The sequence below is a fragment of the Catenulispora sp. GAS73 genome, from assembly GCF_041262085.1.
Lineage (GTDB): Bacteria > Actinomycetota > Actinomycetes > Streptomycetales > Catenulisporaceae > Catenulispora.
This window is the reverse complement of the sequence record NZ_JBGCCM010000010.1, coordinates 246,544-265,530: the sequence shown is the minus strand read 5'-3', so window position 1 is coordinate 265,530 and position 18,987 is coordinate 246,544. Positions and strand designations below refer to the sequence as shown.

Annotated in this window: 18 protein-coding genes; 9 read left to right on the top strand and 9 right to left on the bottom strand. The window is 70.9% G+C overall.

Features of this window, described 5'->3' with window-relative positions; genetic code table 11:
• Positions 1-3 precede the first annotated feature (3 nt).
• From ABH935_RS17725 to ABH935_RS17715, 3 genes are read left to right on the top strand one after another with little or no spacing between them, the layout of a single operon-like run.
• A complete protein-coding gene (locus tag ABH935_RS17725) occupies positions 4-936 on the top strand; it encodes an ABC transporter permease (RefSeq protein ID WP_370378987.1) in 933 nt (310 codons plus the stop codon).
• Positions 933-1,919 carry an ABC transporter ATP-binding protein gene (locus ABH935_RS17720; RefSeq protein ID WP_370378986.1) on the top strand — a complete coding sequence of 329 codons (987 nt, stop codon included), beginning with the start codon at positions 933-935 and terminating at the stop codon, positions 1,917-1,919. The genes ABH935_RS17725 and ABH935_RS17720 overlap by 4 nt, the downstream gene beginning before the upstream one ends.
• 33 nt (positions 1,920-1,952) lie before the next feature.
• The gene (locus ABH935_RS17715; RefSeq protein WP_370378985.1) at positions 1,953-3,341 is read left to right on the top strand and encodes a GH1 family beta-glucosidase; all 1,389 of its coding nucleotides are present in this window, start codon (positions 1,953-1,955) and stop codon (positions 3,339-3,341) included.
• 645 nt (positions 3,342-3,986) lie between these two features.
• Here ABH935_RS17715 and ABH935_RS17710 read toward each other — a convergent pair.
• Positions 3,987-5,045 (bottom strand): sigma-70 family RNA polymerase sigma factor, encoded by a 1,059-nt coding sequence (locus ABH935_RS17710; RefSeq protein WP_370378984.1) that lies wholly within the window; start codon positions 5,043-5,045, stop codon positions 3,987-3,989.
• A 10-nt stretch (positions 5,046-5,055) separates the two neighbouring features.
• Complete coding sequence (locus tag ABH935_RS17705) at positions 5,056-5,652, bottom strand: TIGR03086 family metal-binding protein (RefSeq protein ID WP_370378983.1); 597 nt, start codon at positions 5,650-5,652, stop codon at positions 5,056-5,058.
• A gap of 345 nt (positions 5,653-5,997) precedes the next feature.
• Here ABH935_RS17705 and ABH935_RS17700 point away from each other — a divergent pair, with 345 nt between their 5' ends.
• Positions 5,998-7,554, top strand: a complete 1,557-nt coding sequence (locus tag ABH935_RS17700; protein ID WP_370378982.1) for a GGDEF domain-containing protein — start codon at positions 5,998-6,000, stop codon at positions 7,552-7,554.
• 33 nt (positions 7,555-7,587) lie between these two features.
• Here the strand turns inward: ABH935_RS17700 and ABH935_RS17695 are convergent, their stop codons facing one another.
• Genes ABH935_RS17695 through ABH935_RS17685 form a run of 3 tightly spaced genes read right to left on the bottom strand, consistent with a single transcriptional unit; the run spans position 7,588 to position 9,532 of the window.
• Positions 7,588-8,001 carry a hypothetical protein gene (locus ABH935_RS17695; RefSeq protein ID WP_370378981.1) on the bottom strand — a complete coding sequence of 138 codons (414 nt, stop codon included), beginning with the start codon at positions 7,999-8,001 and terminating at the stop codon, positions 7,588-7,590.
• Entirely contained in the window at positions 7,998-8,972 is a 975-nt protein-coding gene (locus tag ABH935_RS17690; protein WP_370378980.1) for a metallophosphoesterase, read from the bottom strand. The genes ABH935_RS17695 and ABH935_RS17690 overlap by 4 nt, the downstream gene beginning before the upstream one ends.
• A complete protein-coding gene (locus ABH935_RS17685; RefSeq protein WP_370378979.1) occupies positions 8,969-9,532 on the bottom strand; it encodes a cupredoxin family copper-binding protein in 564 nt (187 codons plus the stop codon). Before ABH935_RS17685 ends, ABH935_RS17690 begins: the two co-directional genes overlap by 4 nt.
• A 210-nt stretch (positions 9,533-9,742) precedes the next feature.
• Between ABH935_RS17685 and ABH935_RS17680 the strand changes: the two genes are divergently transcribed.
• From ABH935_RS17680 to ABH935_RS17660, 5 genes are all read left to right on the top strand, one after another.
• Complete coding sequence (locus ABH935_RS17680; RefSeq protein ID WP_370378978.1) at positions 9,743-10,429, top strand: RNA polymerase sigma factor; 687 nt, start codon at positions 9,743-9,745, stop codon at positions 10,427-10,429.
• Positions 10,426-11,115, top strand: a complete 690-nt coding sequence (locus tag ABH935_RS17675; RefSeq protein WP_370378977.1) for a Rieske (2Fe-2S) protein — start codon at positions 10,426-10,428, stop codon at positions 11,113-11,115. The genes ABH935_RS17680 and ABH935_RS17675 overlap by 4 nt, the downstream gene beginning before the upstream one ends.
• 931 nt (positions 11,116-12,046) lie before the next feature.
• Complete coding sequence (locus ABH935_RS17670) at positions 12,047-13,999, top strand: sigma-70 family RNA polymerase sigma factor (RefSeq protein ID WP_370378976.1); 1,953 nt, start codon at positions 12,047-12,049, stop codon at positions 13,997-13,999.
• Positions 14,000-14,330: 331 nt separating this feature from the next.
• The gene (locus ABH935_RS17665; protein ID WP_370378975.1) at positions 14,331-15,017 is read left to right on the top strand and encodes a thaumatin family protein; all 687 of its coding nucleotides are present in this window, start codon (positions 14,331-14,333) and stop codon (positions 15,015-15,017) included.
• Positions 15,014-16,060: a thaumatin family protein gene (locus tag ABH935_RS17660; RefSeq protein WP_370378974.1), complete on the top strand. Its 1,047-nt coding sequence runs from the start codon at positions 15,014-15,016 to the stop codon at positions 16,058-16,060. Before ABH935_RS17665 ends, ABH935_RS17660 begins: the two co-directional genes overlap by 4 nt.
• Here ABH935_RS17660 and ABH935_RS17655 read toward each other — a convergent pair.
• The 4 genes from ABH935_RS17655 to ABH935_RS17640 are packed head-to-tail and all read right to left on the bottom strand — an operon-like array spanning position 16,021 to position 18,917.
• A complete protein-coding gene (locus tag ABH935_RS17655; RefSeq protein WP_370378973.1) occupies positions 16,021-16,758 on the bottom strand; it encodes an ATP/GTP-binding protein in 738 nt (245 codons plus the stop codon). The genes ABH935_RS17660 and ABH935_RS17655 overlap by 40 nt on opposite strands.
• Positions 16,739-17,230, bottom strand: a complete 492-nt coding sequence (locus tag ABH935_RS17650) for a DUF742 domain-containing protein (protein ID WP_370378972.1) — start codon at positions 17,228-17,230, stop codon at positions 16,739-16,741. Before ABH935_RS17650 ends, ABH935_RS17655 begins: the two co-directional genes overlap by 20 nt.
• Positions 17,227-17,616, bottom strand: coding sequence for a roadblock/LC7 domain-containing protein (locus ABH935_RS17645; protein ID WP_370379013.1), 390 nt, complete (start codon positions 17,614-17,616; stop codon positions 17,227-17,229). Before ABH935_RS17645 ends, ABH935_RS17650 begins: the two co-directional genes overlap by 4 nt.
• A 17-nt stretch (positions 17,617-17,633) precedes the next feature.
• Positions 17,634-18,917 (bottom strand): sensor histidine kinase, encoded by a 1,284-nt coding sequence (locus tag ABH935_RS17640; protein ID WP_370378971.1) that lies wholly within the window; start codon positions 18,915-18,917, stop codon positions 17,634-17,636.
• Between the last annotated feature and the right edge of the window lie 70 nt (positions 18,918-18,987).

The following is an 18,987-nucleotide window of genomic DNA, read 5'->3' as shown; positions in this document are numbered from 1 at the left end:
CTCGTGAAGTTCCGTTTCCGGATGCCGAGCGCCAAAGTCACAGTAGGACTGGCGATCCTGATCGTGTTCACCTTCGTGGCGTTCTTCGGCGCCTCCCTGGCCCCCTTCGATCCCTCGGCGCGCAGCAACGACATCCTGCAGAGCCCGTCGGCCAAGCACCTGTTCGGCACCACGCACCTGGGCCAGGACATCTTCAGCCAGATCCTGGTCGGCACCCGCAGCGTGATGTTCGTCGGCTTCGCCGCCGGGATCCTGGCCACGGTGATCGCCGTGATCATCGGCGTCACCTCCGGCTACCTCACCGGCTTCGGCGGCGAGGCGGTGGCGACGCTGTCGAACGTGTTCATCGTGATCCCGGCCCTGCCGCTGATCGTCATCGTCACCAACGTCATCCCGAACTCCGGGGACTGGGCGATCGCCGTGGTCATCGGCTGTACGTCCTGGGCCTGGGGCGCCCGGCTTCTCAGAGCCCAGACCCTGTCGCTGCGCAACCGCGACTTCGTCCAGGCCGCGAAGGCCGGCGGGGAGTCCACCTGGCGCATCGTCGCCGTCGAGATCCTGCCCAACCTCACGGCGATCATCGCCTCCTCGTTCATCGGCACCGTGATGTTCGCCGTGATGACCGAGATCGCGCTGGCCTACGTCGGCGTGTCCGGCATCTCCGAGTGGAACTGGGGCGAGGTCCTGTTCTGGGCGCAGGGCCAGCAGGCGCTGGCGATCGGCGCCTGGTGGTGGTTCGTGCCGGCCGGGCTGTGCATCGCGCTGCTGGGCACCGCGCTGGCGCTGGTCAACTTCGGCATCGACGAGATCGTCAACCCGCGGTTGCGCGGCGGCAGCAAGGCCGTGGTGCGCTACCCCGACGGACGCAAGGCCCGTATGCGGCTCGGATTCACCCCGGTGCTCACGCCGCGGACGGACGAAGGAGGGGGCCGATGAGCCCGGTCCTGGAGATCAGAGGACTGTCGATCGACTACGGCACCGGCGAGCAGTCGGTGCGCGCGGTCAACCAGGTGGACCTGACGCTGAACCGCGGTGAGGTGCTCGGCCTGGCCGGCGAGTCCGGCTCGGGCAAGTCGACGCTCGCCTACGGCGCGACCCGGCTGCTGCCGCCGCCCGGCGTGGTGACCGGCGGCTCCGTGCTCTACCACCCGGACGACGGCGAGCCGGTCGACCTGCTGCGCATGACGGCCGCCGAACTGCGGGCGTTCCGCTGGAGCGAGCTGTCGATCGTGTTCCAGGGCGCGATGAACTCGCTGAACCCGGTGGCCACCGTGGCCGCGCAGCTGACCGACGTGATCGCCGAGCACCGGCCCAAGTCCACCAAGGCCGAGCGGCTGGCGCGCGCCGCCGAGATGCTGTCCCTGGTCGGCATCGCCCGGGACCGGCTGGAGAGCTATCCGCACCAGCTCTCCGGCGGCATGCGGCAGCGCGTGATGATCGCGATGGCGCTGGTCCTGGAACCGCGTGTGGTGATCATGGACGAGCCGACCACCGCGCTGGACGTGGTGATGCAGCGGCAGATCATGCGGCAGCTGGCGAAGCTGAAGGAGCAGCTGGGCTTCTCCGTCATCTTCATCACCCACGACCTGTCGCTGCTGGTGGAGTTCAGCGACCGGATCGCGATCATGTACGGCGGCCGGATCGTCGAGGAGGCGCCGGCCGCGGAGCTCTACGACAAGTCCCTGCATCCCTACAGCGACGGGCTTCTCCATTCGTTCCCCGCGTTGCGCGGCCCCCGGCGGGAGCTGACCGGCATCCCCGGATCCCCGCCGGACCTGCGCGACATGCCGGTCGGTTGTGCGTTCCAGCCGCGCTGCCCGAAGGCCTTCGACCCCTGCGGCGTCTCGCCGCCGCCGCTGGTCCGGCCGGCCTCGGACCGAGCGCGGTCCGTGGCCTGCTACTTGCACCCTTCTGTGTGAGCTGTATCAGCATATTTAGTACTGAGGAGAACCATGTCTTTCGACCTTCCCCGCGACTTCCGGTGGGGCGTCGCGACCTCGGCGTACCAGATCGAGGGGGCGGTGGATGAGGACGGCCGGACCCCGTCGATCTGGGACACGTTCTGCCGCGTCCCCGGCGCGATCGACAACGGCGAGGACGGCGACGTCGCCTGCGACCACTACCACCGGATGCCGGAGGACGTGGGGCTGATCAAGTCGCTCGGCGTCGACACCTACCGGTTCTCGGTGGCCTGGCCGCGCGTGCAGCCGGGCGGGCGCGGGCCGGCGAACCCCGCCGGGCTGGCGTTCTACGACCGGCTGGTCGACGAGCTGCTGAGCGCTGGGATCACGCCCTGGCTCACGCTGTACCACTGGGACCTGCCGCAGGAGCTGGAGGACGCCGGCGGCTGGCCGCACCGCGACACCGCCTACCGGTTCGCCGACTACGCCGAAATCGTTTACGAGCGCCTCGGCGACCGCGTCGAGCACTGGACGACGCTGAACGAGGCCTGGTGCTCGGCCTGGCTGGGCTACGTCGAGGGCGTGCACGCCCCGGGCCGCCGCGAGTTCGCCGACGGCATCTCCGCGATCCACCACCTGCTGCTCGGTCACGGCCTGGCGACCCAGCGGCTGCGCGCCGCGGCCGAGGCCGCGGACCGCCCGATCGACCTGGCGATCACGCACATCCTGGGCAACGCGATCCCGGCCTCCGACTTGCCGGTGGACGTCGAGGCCACCCGGCGCGGCGACGCCCTGCACTTCCGCATGTACATGGACCCGATCTTCAAGGGCGCCTACCCGGCGGACCTGCTGGAGGACCTGGACGCGGTCGGGGTGGCCATCCCGGTCGAGGACGGCGACCTGGAGATCATCAGCGCGCCCCTGGACACCCTCGGCGTCAACTACTACCGCTCGATGAAGACCACCGGCTTCGCCGCCGACGGCGCGACCACCGACGCCGCCGGCCGCCCGGTGACCCGCACCATCGATCTCGGCGGCCTGCCCAAGACCTACATCGACTGGGAGGTCATGCCGGACGACTTCGCGAACCTCCTGGTCCGCATCGGCCACGAGTACTCCGGCATCCCGCTGGTGATCACGGAGAACGGCGCGGCCTACGACGACGTCCCGGACGCCGACGGCTTCGTCGACGACGAGGACCGCACCAAGTACATCGAGGACCACCTGGAAGCCGTGGTCCAGGCCCGCCGCCGCGGCGCCGACATCCGCGGCTACTTCGCCTGGTCCCTGATGGACAACTTCGAGTGGGCCTACGGCTACGACAAGCGCTTCGGCATCGTCCGCACCGACTACGAGACCCAGGCCCGCACCCCCAAGCGCAGCGCCCTCTGGCTGCGCGACACGATCGCCCGCGCCCGCCGCCCCCTGGGCGACGACTGACGCGGGAAGCGCCCCGGGGCCGATCGCAGCCGGCCCCGGGCGCTCGGGCGGGGACCGTCGTGCGCCGGTTCCCGCCCCTTTTTTTCGGGTGCGCGGGCGCGCACGTGTAAGGGTTCTGTGGGCGCCGCCGGGCAGAGTGGACGCCGATGGTTTTCGACCGCGGCGACCGTAGGAGAGACACGTGCACGAAACGGTGGCGAAGCTGGCGGCCCTTCTCGGACCGCCTCAAAGACCGGTCACACCGGTGCCGTGGCACCTCTCGCGTTCCGAGGCCGACATCGATTTTCCCGCCGACTTCCGCGATTTCGTCGATCACTTCGGCGGCGGTCAGTTCCGGCACGAACTTGCCGTCCACTCGCCGTCGGCGTGGGGCTCTCCGGGCTCACCCACCGGCCACACAGGAACACCTGGAACGCCGACCAACTGTTCTGGCTGACCCGGGGCGAGGACCCTGACGGCCGGACAGTCGCGATCTGGTACCGGCAGCTGGCGAAGTGGGACACCTTCGAAGGTAGATTCGCAGCCTTCTTGCTCGCCCTCGTGACTGGCGCATACCCGATGGACCGCGAGCTGCTCCCGGCTCCAGGCCGGAGGTCCCGGAATGGGAGACGCGGTACGACTGGGACCATCCGCTCGAAGGCATGGTCATCGAGGGCTGGTAGCCGACCCCGCCTCCTGAAGCGCGGTGTTCTCGAAACCGAATACCGGAAGCAGCCGCGGATCCCCGAACGAAACGATCCGCCCGATACGATCGCCGACGACGTCGAGCACGACGACCCCGTACGGCTGATACCGCCCCTCCGCATCGCGCAGATACCCGGCGATCGCCGGACTGCCGTTGGCGCCGCCTGCGACGGGGAACATGCGCCACAGACCCGGCGTGCCCATGACGCGGTCCCGCAGCACCGGGATGCAGTTCTCCAGGCCCTTGAACCAGGCGCGGATCGGCGGCGCCTCGATCGCGGCGTCGTGGAGCAGCAGCCGGGTCAGCGCGTCCGCGTCGGAGTTCTCGAAGGCCTTGATGTACTTGTTGAGCACCGCCTTGGCCTGCGGCGCGGTGGGCTCGGCGATCTCGTCGGCGGCCGGCGCGTGCTCCTGCAGCGTCGCCCGGGCGCGCTGGAGCGCGCTCTTCACCGACGCCGTCGAGATCTCCAGCATGGCCGCGACCTCCGCCGCCGGAAACGCCAGCACGTCCCGCAGTACCAACACCGCCCGCTGCCGCGCCGGCAGGTGCTGCAGGCTCGCGACCAGCGCCAGCCGCACCCCCTCGCGCGCGGCGACCACCGACGCCGGGTCCTCGGCGTCGGTGGTGACCAGCGCGTCCGGGACCGGCTGGAGCCACTGCTCCCGCAGGTCCGGTTCGAGCTGCGCGGCCTGCGTGTACTGCTCCGGCGGGCCCAGGCCGGACGGCAGGACCCGCCGATCGACGTCGCGCCGCTTGGCCAACGCCGTCAGGCAGCCGTTGGTGGCGATCTGGTAGAGCCAGGTACGCACCGACGAACGGCCCTCGAACCCGCCATAGTGACGCCAAGCCCGCAGATACGTCTCCTGCACGAGGTCTTCCGCGTCGAGCGCCGAGCCGAGCATGCGGTAGCAGTGGGCGAACAGCTCCCGCCGGTAGGGCTCTGTCTCCCTGGCGAATTCGTCGCCGTGGTCGGCATCGTTGGCATCGTCGCCGTAGTCGGCGTCCGCAGCGTCGGCCATAGGCGCGTCCCTACACCTCTCGCCCGAGGTACGCGGCGAGCCGGTCCGCAGCGCACGCACCATCCGGAGCCACCCGCTCCGGCCCGAACGACGCCTCGGTGTCCGGACCGCGCAGCGCGTCGGTGATGGACACCTTGGCCAGCCCGAGCAGCGCCACCGCCAGCTCCGGCGCGAGGTCGGTGTCCTGCCCGAGGGCGCGCGCGAGATCCCAGCCGTGGGTGAACTGGTCGTTGGCCGCGAACTGCGCCAGCGCCGCGCCGGGGAACACGCCGAACGGCACCGTCACCATCCGCTCCGCAGCGCCCTCGGCCCCGAACGCACCGAGCGTGACACGGATGCTCTCCTCATAAGCGGCCACGAAGTCACCGGCCCCGTCACCCCCGACGTAGTCCGCACCCTCCGCGGCCTCAAGCCCCGGGTCGCCGGACACCATGGCCGCCCACCAGCGCGCCGCACTGATGATGTGATTGATGAGCGCCCGCACATCCCATGACGCACACGGCGTCGGCTTCGCCAAGTCATGCGGCTCGACCTTCCGCAGGACGCCCATTGTGCTGTCGAAGGCTGAACTCAAATCCACACCCCGGCTCACGCTCGGTTCCGTCATCGTCGATCCTCTCATCCGCGAACGGCGAACTGCCGCCAACCAGGCAGACTCGGCGCGCGTCGGAAAGGAATCGGTCATGGTCACAACCAGGGGCGCAGGAGGGGCCCCGGCGTTCGAACCGGCCGGTGAGACCCGGAAAGTTCTTCGGGGCGGGGGCCGTTGTGCGCCGGCTCCCCGCCCCTTCGGGGCCACCCGGGACCTCAGCTACGAACCTGACGGACAGGAGCCCGCAGCACCTGCCGGCCCCCGAGCCCCCCGACCGGCCCCCCGCCGTGGCGCCCGCCCCCACCCGGGCCCACGATGGAACAAAGCCGACCTTGCGGTGACCATGCTGGAGTTGCAGAGGTGAACAGCGAGGAGGGTGGTTCGTCGGTCTGGTCCGGGCCTCGGCTCGCGGTGTCTCGCCTGAACTGGGAGGGTCGGCACTCCGAGGCGATCGACCTCGCGGACCGGCTGCTCGCTGAGCTCACCGATCCGGAGGAGATCCTGGGCGTCCTGCTCGCCAAGCTGTCGGCGCTGCTCAACACCGACCGGCTGCGGGAGTGCCCCGTGGTGATCGACGCCGCGTGGCAGACCGTGCAGACCAACGGCGCGGTGCCCGCCGACCTCGGTGAGTTCCACGCTCTCGCCGCGTTCTTCGCGTACCGCGAGGGCTCGCTGGAGCGCTGCGTCACCAACCTCGTCCGCGGAGCCCGCGCGCTGGAGGTCACCGCCACCGACGTCCGCGCGTTGCGGCCCTGGATCGCGATGGCCGTCACCTACTCCTACGTCGGCTTCCACCGCCACGCCGTCGCCGCGCAGGGCCACGCCGAGCGCATCAGCCGCCTGGGCACCGCCATGGACCGCAAGCTCGCCTCGCACCCCGAGATCAAAGTCCGGCACGCGGTGTGGCTCGACCAGCGCGGCGAATCCGTGGCCGCCAAAGCCCTGCTCCGCGAGCTCGTCGTGCACCTGGGACTCGACGACCTCATCGAGATGGAGCGCGGCTACCTCGGCTACGCGGCGGCGCGGTACGCCTCCCTCGGCGGACGCGTCGACATCGACGTCCACGCGCTGCTGGACAGCACCGCCGAGCCGATCGTGGAGAACGCCGAAATCCGCCGCCTCGGCCACGCCGCCCTCGCCATCGCCGAATACCGCCCGGCGCTCGCGCTCCAGTTGCTCAAGGACGCCGCTACCACCCACACCCGCCTCGGCGCCGCCGAAGTGCCACGCCTCAAAGCCATGGCCTACGCCGTCCAGGGCGACTACGCCTCGGCCTACAAAGCCGCCGGCGAAGCCACCCTGAGCATCGCGCAGGCCGCCGACCCGATCTACGACCTCTTCGTCGACGGCATCACCGCCCGCCTGGACTTCGACGAACTGCGCCGCAACGTCAGCCGCTATACCGACGAGGCCCACACCGACTCCCTCACCGGCCTGCCCAACCGCCGCCACCTGGAGCGGCACGTCGAAGAACTCACCCGATCCGGCCGCAGCGCCATGCTCGGCGTCGGCGACCTGGACCACTTCAAGGAGGTCAACACCATCCACGGCCACCTGGTCGGCGACCAGGTCCTGGAACAGGTCGCGGCGATCCTGTCCCGCACGCTGCGCAGCGGCAGCTTCCTGGCCCGCTACGGCGGCGACGAGTTCGTCATCATCCTGCCGGGCGCCACGGCCGACGACGCCCGCGCGGTCGGCGACCGCCTGCGCGCCGCCGTCGAGGCCCACGACTGGAACGACCTGGCGCCCGGCACCCCCGTCAGCTTCACCGTCGGCTTCGCGCCGCTTGACGGGCCCGGCGGTCTGCCCGCCGCGTTCCGCACCGCCGACCTGCTGATGCTGCGCGCCAAACGGCTCGGCGCCCGGCGTCCGGGGACCTGGCCGGACGCTGATGACGACTATGACTCAGGCTACTGATATACGACTCAGGCTACTGGTACGGCTGGACGATCAGGCTCGCAGCCGTGCCGCCTTTACGCGGGCCCAATTCACCGCCGCCACATACGTCGGAACCAGCAGCAGCAACGTCGCGACCTCGACCAGAACGCTGATCAGCGACTGCGGCGACGGCTGCCAACCTCGCTCGGTGAAGCCGAACACGCCGACCGTTCGCGACGCCGCGAACCCGCCGAGCGCTCCGGCTGCGGCTCCCGCTGCTGCCAGCCGCAGCAGCACGGGTCCGCCGATCAGAACCAGTGCCGCCACCGCGAAGGATGCGCTGGCCTGTAGTAGGAACAGCACTCCCACGACGTGGATGAACCGGTACCCGGTGACGTACAGCTGAGCGTGGATATAGCCGCTGATCGACAAGGTGGCGGCGCTCGCGACTCGCAGTCCGATGTCGAGTACCGTCCGGGACTTCATGCCAGCCTCGTGTCGGTGATGGCCAACGCCGAGTCGCCGGTCTTGTACGTCACGGTGCGGATTCCCAACGCCTCCTTGAGATGCCCGGCCGGTAGCACCTGCGGTGTCGGGGCCGGAGCCTTGCCTGGAGCGGGAAGTGGATAGGCGGTCGTGGTCGCGGAGTGGAAGGTGACGTTGCCTTCGGTCTTGCTGAACAGCTGGTGCACGTGCCCGTTGAGGCAGGTGACGGAGCCGAACCTTTTCAGCAGCGCCAATACCTGCAATGCGTCGTCCGTGCTCCATCCCCACGCCGGATACATGGCGAACAGCGGGATGTGGCTGAATACCACGATCGGTGTATCAGAGCTCAGACCCGCTACGTCCCGGCGCACGAAGTCGATCTGGTCGTTGCCCAGATGCCCGAGCTTCTCCAGACTCAGGGTATTGACCAGCGCGATGAAGTGCACGCCGTGGGTGTCGAACGAGTACCAGCCGTCGCCGGTCGTCCCCGCGCCGAACGTCTGGCGGTAGGCGCGGCCGGAGTCGCCGACGGAGTCGTGTTCGCCCGGCACGGTGAACACCCGCTCTGTGCGTACGCCGGTCAGCATCTGCCGGACCTGGTCGAACTGCGCCGCCGTCGACAGATGGGTCAGGTCGCCGGTGTGCATGACGAAGTCCGGGCGGAATCCCAGGGTGTTGACTTGGTCGATCGCCTCGGTGAACGAGGCGGTGACGTCGGTGTTCGCCGGTCCCTTGAAGCCGATGTGGCTGTCGGAGATCTGCACGAATCGCAGGGCATTGGCATCGGCGGCCGTCGTCGCCGCCGCGGCGCTGTCCTTGTCGTGCGCGACGTGGCTGATCACCTCGCCGCCGGCGACGGTGAGCACGACGGCGGATCCGAACCATCCGGCGTGGCGGATCAGCTGGCGTCGGGTCATGCCGTGCTCGTCGTTCACGGGCTGCTCTTCGGTCGCGGCCTGCTCTTCGGTCATGGCGTCACCGTCACAGTCGCGGTCATGAACGGGTGGATCGTGCACAGGTACGAGTAGGTCCCGGGCTTGGTGAACGTGAACGAGTAGCTCTGTCCGGTGGCCAGGGCCGCCGACCCCAACGGCCCGCCGGACCCCTGGCTGGTGACCGTGTGCGCGTCGCTGTCCTTGTTCGTCCAGGTCACTGTGGTGCCGACCTTCACGGTCAGCGCGGCCGGCGCGAACGCGAAGTTCATGATCGCCACGGCGTTGCCGGCCACCGGCGCGGCCGGCGCGGTGGTGGAGCCGACTGAGCCCATGGTCATGGTCATGCCCGGCATCGACGTGGCGTCGGTGCCGGTGCCGGTGCCGGTGACCGGTCCGGTCGCGGTGGCGCCGGGCGCGCCGGGCAGCGACTGCCCGCTGCCCGGCGCGATCGCCGTGGAGGCGCCGGCCGCGGCCGGGTGGGACGCGGCGCTGCTGCACGCGGCTGTCACGGCGAGTGTGGCCACGGCCAGGCCGGCCAGGGCTGCGGCTCGCGAACGGCCGGGGTCGCCGGGGCTTCGGCCGACTTTCGGTTTCATGTGATTTCGACTCCTGATTTGGTTTGCACGATGCGGGACCGGCCGGTGTCCGATGCGGGCGGACAGCGGCCGGCGTCCCCCATGACCAATAGCGGGGCGGGTTACAGCGCCCCGGTGTAACCCGGTCGCCTATCTCTTCGTGAGACCGGACCTACCGGCACCGACGGACGCTTTGCGAGGTCGATCACGGATGGCGCTCTACGATGAGGTGTGAGCAGGAGGCGCCTGGCGCAGCTCGTCAGGGCTTTGGAGCGTGGCATGACCGCCGCGCAGCCTGAGCAGGCGGGGCAGGTCGGGCAGGCGGGGCAGCTCGGGCAAACGGGGCAGCTCGGGCAGCCTGGGCCGTCGGCGCAGCCCGCGCCGTCCGCGCAGCCCCGGGTCCTGCCCACCGCCGCGTACCCCGGCTGGGAGGCGATCTACGCCGACAACGTCGAGCGGATCTATCGGCTCATGTACGCCAAAGTCGGAAACCGCCACGACGCCGAGGACCTGACCTCCCAGGTGTTCCTGACCGCCTTCGGTCCGCTCCGGGCCACGGCCAGCGTCGGCGAGGTCCGCGCCTACCTGCTCACCACGGCGCGCACCGTCCTGGCCACGCACTGGCGCTCGACGCTGGGCCACCAGGTCACCGTGATCGACGTCGACGAGGCCGGCCTGGAAGACTTCGGCGGGCCGGGCGAGGACGAGCGGGCCGGCCGGACCGCCGAGCGGATCGGGGTGATCCTGTCGGGGCTGCCGGAGCGGCACCGCGCCATCTTGACCCTGCGCTTCCTGCGCGGGTACTCGATCAAGGCCGCCGCCGCCGAACTCGGCGTGACGGTGGCCAACGCCAAAGTCCTGCAACACCGCGCCCTCCGCCGCGCGGCGGGGCTCGACAAGGAAGGGGAAGCGTCATGAAGCGCCCGATCGACCGCTACGTGGACAGCCTGCTGCGCCGTCGCCGCCCCGCACCCTTCGCCCCGACCGAGGACGACATCGCCGTCGCCCGCGCCGCCATCGACCTGGCCGCCGCCGCCCCCGACGCACAACGCCCGCGCGAGGCGTTCGTCGAGGACCTCCGCCGCCGCATCGCCGACCGCCAGGACGCGCCCCAGACGGCGGCGGCACTCCCGGCGGCGCACCGGGGGCGGGGGCGGCGGCGGTTTCTGACGGCGACGGCGCTCACGGCGACCGGGGTGGTCGCGGGGGTTGTCGCCGACCAGGCGGCGGTGGGGCCGGCGGCGCCGGTTTCGGCGGAGCCGGACCTGACGCCTACGGTCGGTACTTGGCAGACTGTCGCCGACGACGCGGACCTGGCCGAAGGGGCGGTGCTGTCGTTCGACCTCGGCGCGGTTTCGGGTTTTGTCCGGCGGGTGTCGGGACGGGTGCAGGCCGTGTCGGGGTTCTGCACGCACCAGGGCTGCCGGCTGCGGCTGGACACGCCGCACGAGCAGCTGGCCTGCCCCTGCCATGGGGCTACGTTCACACTGGCCGGGGCGCCGCTGGTTCGACCGGCGGGGGGTTCGCCGCTGCCGGCGCTGCCGCGGTTGGCGGTGCGGGTTGAGGGTGGGCGGATTCAGGTTTATGCGCCGGGGCGGGGTTGAGGTGGGGGTTAGGGGTGAGTTGGGGCTGAGTTGAGGCTGGTGACGCGGCTGGTTTGTGTGTGCGGTCGGTCTGTGGTTTTGCAGGCGATTTTTACGGCTTCGCGCAGGGGTTGATGGCCTCGCAGGGGGACGCAGTTCGGTTGTGCGTCGCGGGTTGCGCTGGCGGCCGCCGGCAGTGGCGTTGGTGTCGGTGGCGCGTGCTATATCTATCGATAAGGGGCGATAATGTCCTAACAAAATGCTGCCACACACGACCGCGCGACGGTTCAGGTCTCTGCGGCGTCGCGTTGGCGGCTGGCGGCTGGCGGCTGGCGGCTGGCGGTTTGCGCGTGCAAGACCACGCGCCGGTCCGAGTCACTGCGCATGTCGTAGGCGGCAATCGTCGTGCGTGGTGGGCACCTTGAGGCCTCCGGCGGGCGCTCTACAGCGAGGGGGCGACCCGCGCGACCTGCTTGATGGCGGCGGCCCGCGACTGCTCGGCTTTCTATCCGCTGTTGCCTGCGTTGCGTTGTCGGCTGGCGGTGTTGCTTGTGGTCGCCGAGGTTCTGTGCCCCTCGCCGCGTCGTCGCCGTAGACGGAACCAGCCCGGTCCGGTGGTGTCCAGCCGCATCGCTGCTGCTGTGGTGCTGCTTCGTCCGGCTGGACACCACCGGCCCGGGCAGGTTGGCAGAGCCCGCCGACGCGGCGAGGGACCCAGAACCAACACCCCGCGTGGTCCGGTCGGACACGGCGAACCACGTGGCTGGCCGAGGTCGGTCGCATCAGTCCGACTGCGCCGCCACTGCCGCTCGCCGTCAGTGCGACTCGCGTCGCTAGGCCAAGTGCGAGTCAGAACCGTCCAAAGATTCGTGTTATGCGCCCCGGGCGCGTGCCGTCTCCTCTATATGGTCATCGCACAACCACCACCGTCGACCCCAGAGGACGGTTCGGCATGAGAGCACCGCGGGGCGGATTTGATGTCGCCACTGTGCTGGCGGCGCAGCGCGGGGATCAGGAGGCGCTGCGCGACCTTGTTGCTGAGGCGCTGCCGCTGGTCTACAACATCATCGGGTTTGCGCTGCGGGCGCATGCCGATGTCGACGATGCTGTCCAGGAGACCATGATGCGCGCGGTGCGTGGGCTGCGGGACGTGCGTGATCCTGGGGCGTTTCGGTCCTGGTTGGTCGCGGTGGCGGTTCGGCAGGTGCACGATCAGCAGCGTGCGCGTAGTGCGGTGCAGGCCCGCACTCTTCCGTTGGAGGAGGCGGTGGCGGTTGCCGATCCGGCTGCGGACTTCGCCGATCTAACCGTTCTGCAGCTGGACCTCACTGGGCAGCGGCGGGAGGTTGCTGAGGCGGCCGGGTGGCTTGATGACGGGAGCCGGGAGCTGCTGGGGCTGTGGTGGCTGGCTGAGCACGGGCGGCTGGACCGGGCTGACTTGGCCGCTGCGCTCGGTGTGCCGCAGAACCAGGCTGCGGTGCGGATTCAGCGCTTGAAGCAGCAGTTGGCGGCGATCCGTGTCGTCGTTCGGGCGTTGCGTGCGCCGGAGCGCTGCCATGGCCTCTCGGATCTGACGAGCCGGTGGGACGGCCATCGGAACGCGTTGTGGCGGAAGCGGTTCGTCGGGCACACGCGGGACTGCGAGGTGTGCGACGCTCGGTCGCGCGACCTGGTTCCGGTTGAGAAGCTGCTGGCCGGGCTGCCGTTGGCCGTCGTGCCGGCGGGGTTGGCCGCGGCGGTGTTCCGGACGGTGCTGGCGGCCGGAGTCGGGGGTGCTACGGGATCCGGCGCGGCGGGTGCATCCGGCGCTACGGGAGCCGCCCACGGTTCCGGCGGTGCGGCGGGGTTCGCGCACAGCTCTACCAAGTTGCTGGGCTTCCTGCCCGCGAAGGCGCCGGCGGTGATCGCCACGGTCGTCGCGGTGAGCAGCGTCGGGGTGGCCGCGACCGCCGTCTGGGCCGGTGCGCAGACGTCCGGGACCGTGCCGAAGCCGACACCGGTCGCGGCCGGCACCACGACGACCTCCCCGAGCGCCGTGGCCGTGAGTCCGTCGGCGATCCCGGCCTCGACCTCGTCGCCGAAGCCGTCTCCGAAGCCCTCGACCTCCCCGGCTACGACCCAGACTCCCACCAAGGCCGCGTCCGCGCCTCCGCCCTCGCGTCCGGCGGTCACCGGCCCGAAGAAGGGCGTCGCGGCCTGGAGCGCTCCCGGCTTCGACGCGGCGTTGAGCGCCTCCAAGGCGTCCTGGTACTACGACTGGTCGCCGAGCCGCATGGATCACATAGGGAGCGCGGGACCGGAGTTCGTACCGATGATCTGGGGAGCCAAGAACACCGACTCCGCGACCTTGGCCACCGCCAAGTCGCAGGGCTCCGTCCTGCTCGGCTTCAACGAGCCGGACATGTCCGGGCAGTCGAACATGACCGTCGAGCAGGCCCTGGACCTGTGGCCCAAGCTCCAGGCGACCGGCCTGCGGCTGGGCAGTCCAGCGGTCGCCTATGACGCCGCCACGCCCGGGGGCTGGCTCGACCGCTTCATGGCCGGGGCGGCGGCACGCGGCTACCGCGTCGACTTCATCACCGTGCACTGGTACGGCTCGGACTTCCGGCCCGGCCCCGCGACCGACCAGCTACGGACCTACCTCCAATCCATTCACGACCGCTACCACCTGCCGATCTGGGTCACGGAGTACGCGCTCATCTCCTTCTCCGGCGGCGGCTCCCAATACCCGGCCCCCGATCAGCAGGCGGCATTCGTGACCGATTCCGCGGCGATGCTCGATGCGCTGCCGTACGTCGAGCGCTACGCGTGGTTCGGCCTGGCGGCGTCCGGGGCCCAGACGGGTACCGCGCTGTTCCAGAACGGCGGCCCGACACCGATGGGGGTGGCTTATGAAGGATCCTGAGAAGCAGTCTCGGTGGTTGCTGTCGCTGACCGTCGCAATGTTCTGTGTCATGGCGGTTGCCGGCTGTTCGAGCTCATCGCCTTCGTCGCCGTTCGCGGCATCCACGGCGGCTGACGGGACCTCTACCTCGGCCGGCTCGACAGTTGCGCAGCCGACGCAGACGCCGACGTCGGCACCATCCGCTCCTGCCTCGTCTTCCGCAGGCGCGTCCGGGGCCTCGCCGACCACCGCCACCACGTCGCGGAGCACCACCCCGGCGCCTCACACGTCGGCCGCCTCCACGTCCAGCGCCCCCGCGACGACAGCCGCGCCAGGTCCTCGAACCCTGACCATGGTCAACAAGCTCAACCAGACCATCTGGCCCGCGGTGGCCGCCGACCCCAAGCACCCCGTCGCCGCCACCGGCTGGGTGCTGGCGCCCGGCGCCAGCGTCACCATCAGCATCCCCGACCACTGGGACGTCCGCGTCTGGGCTCGTGCCGGTTGCGTCTTCAGCGCCGGCGGGACCGGGCACTGCCTGTCAGGGGACTGCCAGGGCAAGTTCCAGTGCGGCAGCACATGGGGCGAGTTCCCGTCCACGCTCGCCGAGTTCAATCTGAACGCCTGGCAGGGCATGGACTTCTACGACGTCAGCCTCGTCGAGGGCAACAACCTGCCGATGTACGTCAACCAGTCCGGCGGCCGCGCGCCGGACCCGATGAGCCCGGACGGCTGTACCAAGGCCGGCTGCACGCGGGACGCCAGCGCGTCGTGCCCGTCGGTGCTCCAGGTGGTGCGCGGCGGGGCGGTCACCGCGTGCAAGAGCTCGTGCCTGGCCCTCGGCGGCGACCAGATGTGCTGTCTGGGCCAGTGGTCGAGCCGGGCCGCGTGCGACCCGGCCAAGTGGCCCGTCGATTCGGCGGCGGTGTTCAAGAAGGCCGAGCCGTTCGCGTACTCCTACGTGGACGACGACGCCACCAGTGTCCTGACATGCACGGGGGAGTGCAGCTATCGCATAACCTGGGGAGTGAGCCCATGACCGGCCACCGCGGCGGACGTCGCAAGTACCAACCGATCGTCGCCGGCGGCCTGGCGGCCGTGGCGGCCCTGGGCCTCGTGCTCTGGCTCGCCGGCGTCGGGTCCAGCCGGAGCGGCAGTGTTCAGGCCGGGCAGTCCATGTCCACGACGCAGCAGAGCACTACTGGATCGACGCTTCCGACGCAGACTCAGAGCGCGCCCGGTTCGTCTTCGGCATCGTCGTCGTCCGCGGCGTCGGCCAGCTCCTCGGCGCACACAAGCACGAGCCGGAGCACGAGCGCCACGTCGGGATCGTCGTCGTCGGGCTCGTCGGCCACGACTTCGGCCGGCACCACGACGCAGTCGGCGTCCAACCCGGCCTCGGTGACCCGCCCCGCCGGCGGGCACCTGATCACCATCGTGAACGCCGTCAGCCAGACCATCTGGGCGACCACGAACCCCAACGCCCAGCACCCGATTCCGCAGACCAGCTGGCGTCTCGACCCGGGCCAGAGCGTCACGTTCGCGGTGCCGCAGGGCTGGGGCGGCCGCGTGTGGGGACGTACCGGTTGCTCGGCGAACGGCAGCGGCCACTGCCTGAGCGGCGACTCCCCGCCGGCCACCCTCGCCGAGCTGACCCTCGACTCGTTCGACGGCCTGGACTTCTACGACGTCAGCCTCGTCGACGGCTCGAACCTCCCGATGTACATCAACACCAGCCACCGCGTCGGTGCGGACCCGGTCTCGTCCACCGGCTGCTACCAGGGCGCCTGCACCAAGCCGATCGTCTGCCCGGGCCCGATGCAGGTGAGGGCCGGCGGTCAGGTCGTGGCGTGCACGACCCCTTGCACGGCGTTCGGCGGCGACGCGTACTGCTGCCGCGGCGCGTGGTCGGGACGCGCGAACTGCGACCCGGCCAAGTGGCCCGTCGACTACGCGAAGCTCGTTTATAAGGATGCTGAGCCGTACGCGTACTCCTACGCCTTCGACGACTCGGCGACCATGTCCTGCAAGGGCGATTGCGACTACCGGATCGTGTTCGGGGTGACGCCTGGCGCCGGGTGAGTCAGGGCCAGGAGATAGGTGCTCAGATCGAGCAGGACGTCGCGGCACGAGCTCCGTTCCCGGGCGTCGCAAAGCACGACCGGGACGGAGGCCGGCAGGTCCATCGCCGCGCGCAGGTCCTCGACCGGGTAGAGCGGCGCGTCGGGGAAGCAGTTCGCCGCGACGATGAACGGGACGCTGCGGTCCTCCAGACGTTCCAGGACGTCGAAGCTCTCCTCCAGGCGGCGGACGTCGACCAGCACGATCGCGCCGAGCGCGCCCTCGACCAGGCCGTCCCACAGGAACCAGAAGCGTTCCTGGCCGGGGGTGCCGAACAGGTAGAGGACCACGCGGTCGTCGAGGCTGATGCGGCCGAAGTCCATGGCGACGGTCGTGGTGGTCTTCGTCGGCGGGGCTCCTGCCGGTGCGGGCCCTGACATGGGCTCCTCGGTGGTCAGCGGGGCGATGTCGCTCACCGAGGTGACGAAGGTGGTCTTGCCGACGCCGAGCGGTCCGACCACCGCGATCTTCAGGGCGACCGTGGTGGTCGTGGGGAGGCCTGGCTCCAGACCCGGCTCCCCGGAGACGTCAGAGACATCGGAGACGTCAGAGACATCATCAGAGGCATCGGCGACGCCGGCGGCGGCAGAGACGTCGGCGGCATCGGATATGTCGGCCGCGTCAGCAGCGGGGGCGCGGTTAGAGGCGCCGGAGGCCATTGATCACCTGCTCCAGCAGTTCGTGGTCGATGGCGGCGGGCCGGACCGGCCGCCGCTGGACGGCCAGCCCGGCCGCGAGGAGGTCGCCGACGAGCACGGCGGTGGCGCTGAAGGGCAGGCGCAGGTGGGCCGAGAGCTCGGCGACGGACAGCGGACGGCGGCACAGGCGCATGATCGTGGCCTGTTCCGGCGGCAGCCCCGGCGGCGCGGCGTCGGTGGCCACGATCAGGGTGACCAGGTCGAGGTCGGAGCCCGGGGCGGAGCGGCCGTTGGTGATGACGTAGACGCGCTCCAGGCGCGCGCGCCGGTGGGGAGTGGCCGCTGAGGGCTCCGGCCCGGGCGCCGGCGACTCCGCGGCGTCGGCCTGGGCCGCATCGCTCGCGGCGTGCCGAGGCAGCGCGGGCCTGGGGGGCGGCCGGAACGGCCCGGACTGCGGCCAGGACGTCCGGGGCGGCGTCGATCCGGTGCTCACGGCGTCACCGGCCCTCCCCGACGCGCCGGACTCGCCAGATGCTCGCCGATGCGGACCACGAGATCGCGCATCTGCCGTCCCATCAGCCCGGCGTCCACGCCGTCGTCGGCCACCACGGCCAGGAACGCGCCCTCGCTGGCGGCCATCACGTAGAAGAAACCGCCGCCGACCTCGATCACGATCATCCGAGTGCGCTGGTCCGCGCCGGGGAACAGCTCGGCCACCGCGCCCGACAGGCTCTGCAGGCCGGCGCAGATCGCGGCGAGGCGGTCGGCGACGGCTTCGTCGACGGCGTAGTGCGCCAGGCGCAGGCCGTCCGCGGTGAGCACCAGCGCGTGGCGGGCTCCCGGGACGTCCTCGACGAGGCCTTTGAGGAGCCAGTCCATCTGCACGCCGGGTCGGGTCACGACGCCGCACCTCGCTGTCCGTCGTCGGTTCGGGGGTCGCTGCCGTGGTCTTCGTGTTCTGATTCGGGGTCGTGCCCGTCGCCGTGGAAGGCGTCCAGCCACTGTCCGGGTGCGGGGGTTCCGTTGCGGGACTCACGCGGTGCCGTCATCGAGGTCGTGGAGGTCGTGGAGGTCGTGGAGGTCGTCGAGGTCATCGGCGTCATCGTCGGCGGACGGCGGCGTCGTTGCGGGAGCCCGCCGGGCCGGCCGTCGTACGTGCCGTTGGCGCGCGGGCTCGGTGCGTCGGGGGAGCGCGGATCGGGGGGAACCGGTCCGCCGGCCGGCTTCCCGGTGTGCTCCAGCACGAGTTCCTTCGGCACCAGCAGCTGGGCCTTGACCCCGCCCGCCGCCGAGGGCCGCACCGTGGCCTGGAAGCCGACGGTACGCGCGAGGCGGCCGATCACCGCCAGGCCGAGCCTCGGGGAGCCGCCGACGTCGGCCAGGTCCAGCCCCGGGGAGCCGGGGTCCGCCAGGACGCGTGCGACGTGCTCGGCGGCCTGCGGCGCCAGGCCCACCCCGGCGTCGACGACCTCGATCACGACCCCGGTGGCGCTGCGGCGGGCGGTGAGGATGACCCGGGAATCAGGGGGCGAATAGCGGGTCGCGTTGTCGAGGAGTTCGGCCAGGGCGTGCACGACCGCCTCCACCGCCGTGCCGGCCAGCTCGACCTCCGGGGCCGCCGCGAGCTCGACCCGGCGGTAGTCGACGATCCGGGACATCGCGCCGCGCAGGATGCTGAAGACCGGGACCGGCTCGCTCCACTGGCGTCCCGGGCGCTCGCCGGCCAGGACCACGAGGCTGTCGGCGAACCGGCCGATCAGGGCGGTGCCGTGGTCCAGGCGCATCAGGTCGGCGAAGACGGCCGGGTCGTTGCCGTGGCGTTCCTCCATCTCGCCGAGGTCGCCGAGCTGGCGGTGGACGATCGCCTGGACCCGGCGGCCGATGTTCACGAAGGCGCGCTCGGTGAAGTCGGGGCTGGTGGCGGCTGGCTCACGGGCTTGGTCGCGGTCTCGTTCCTGGTCTCTCGTCTGCGTCTGCGTTTGCGTCTGCTCGACCCGGCTTGCGCTGCCGCTGCCGCCGCCGGGCTCGCGCAGCCGGCCGCTGTGCGCCTGCCGCCACCGAGCGTTCTCGGCCTCGGCTTCGGCGCAGCGCAGCCGCAGCGTCGCCACGCGCCGTCGTGCTATCAGCACCATGACGCCCCAGCCGGCCACAGCCCCGCAGAACGCGAGCGTTGTCCCCATCGCCGTCCCCACCACCGATATCGATGCCTCCAGCCCCACCCGCCAGTCACCCAACGCAGCCGACGAGTCA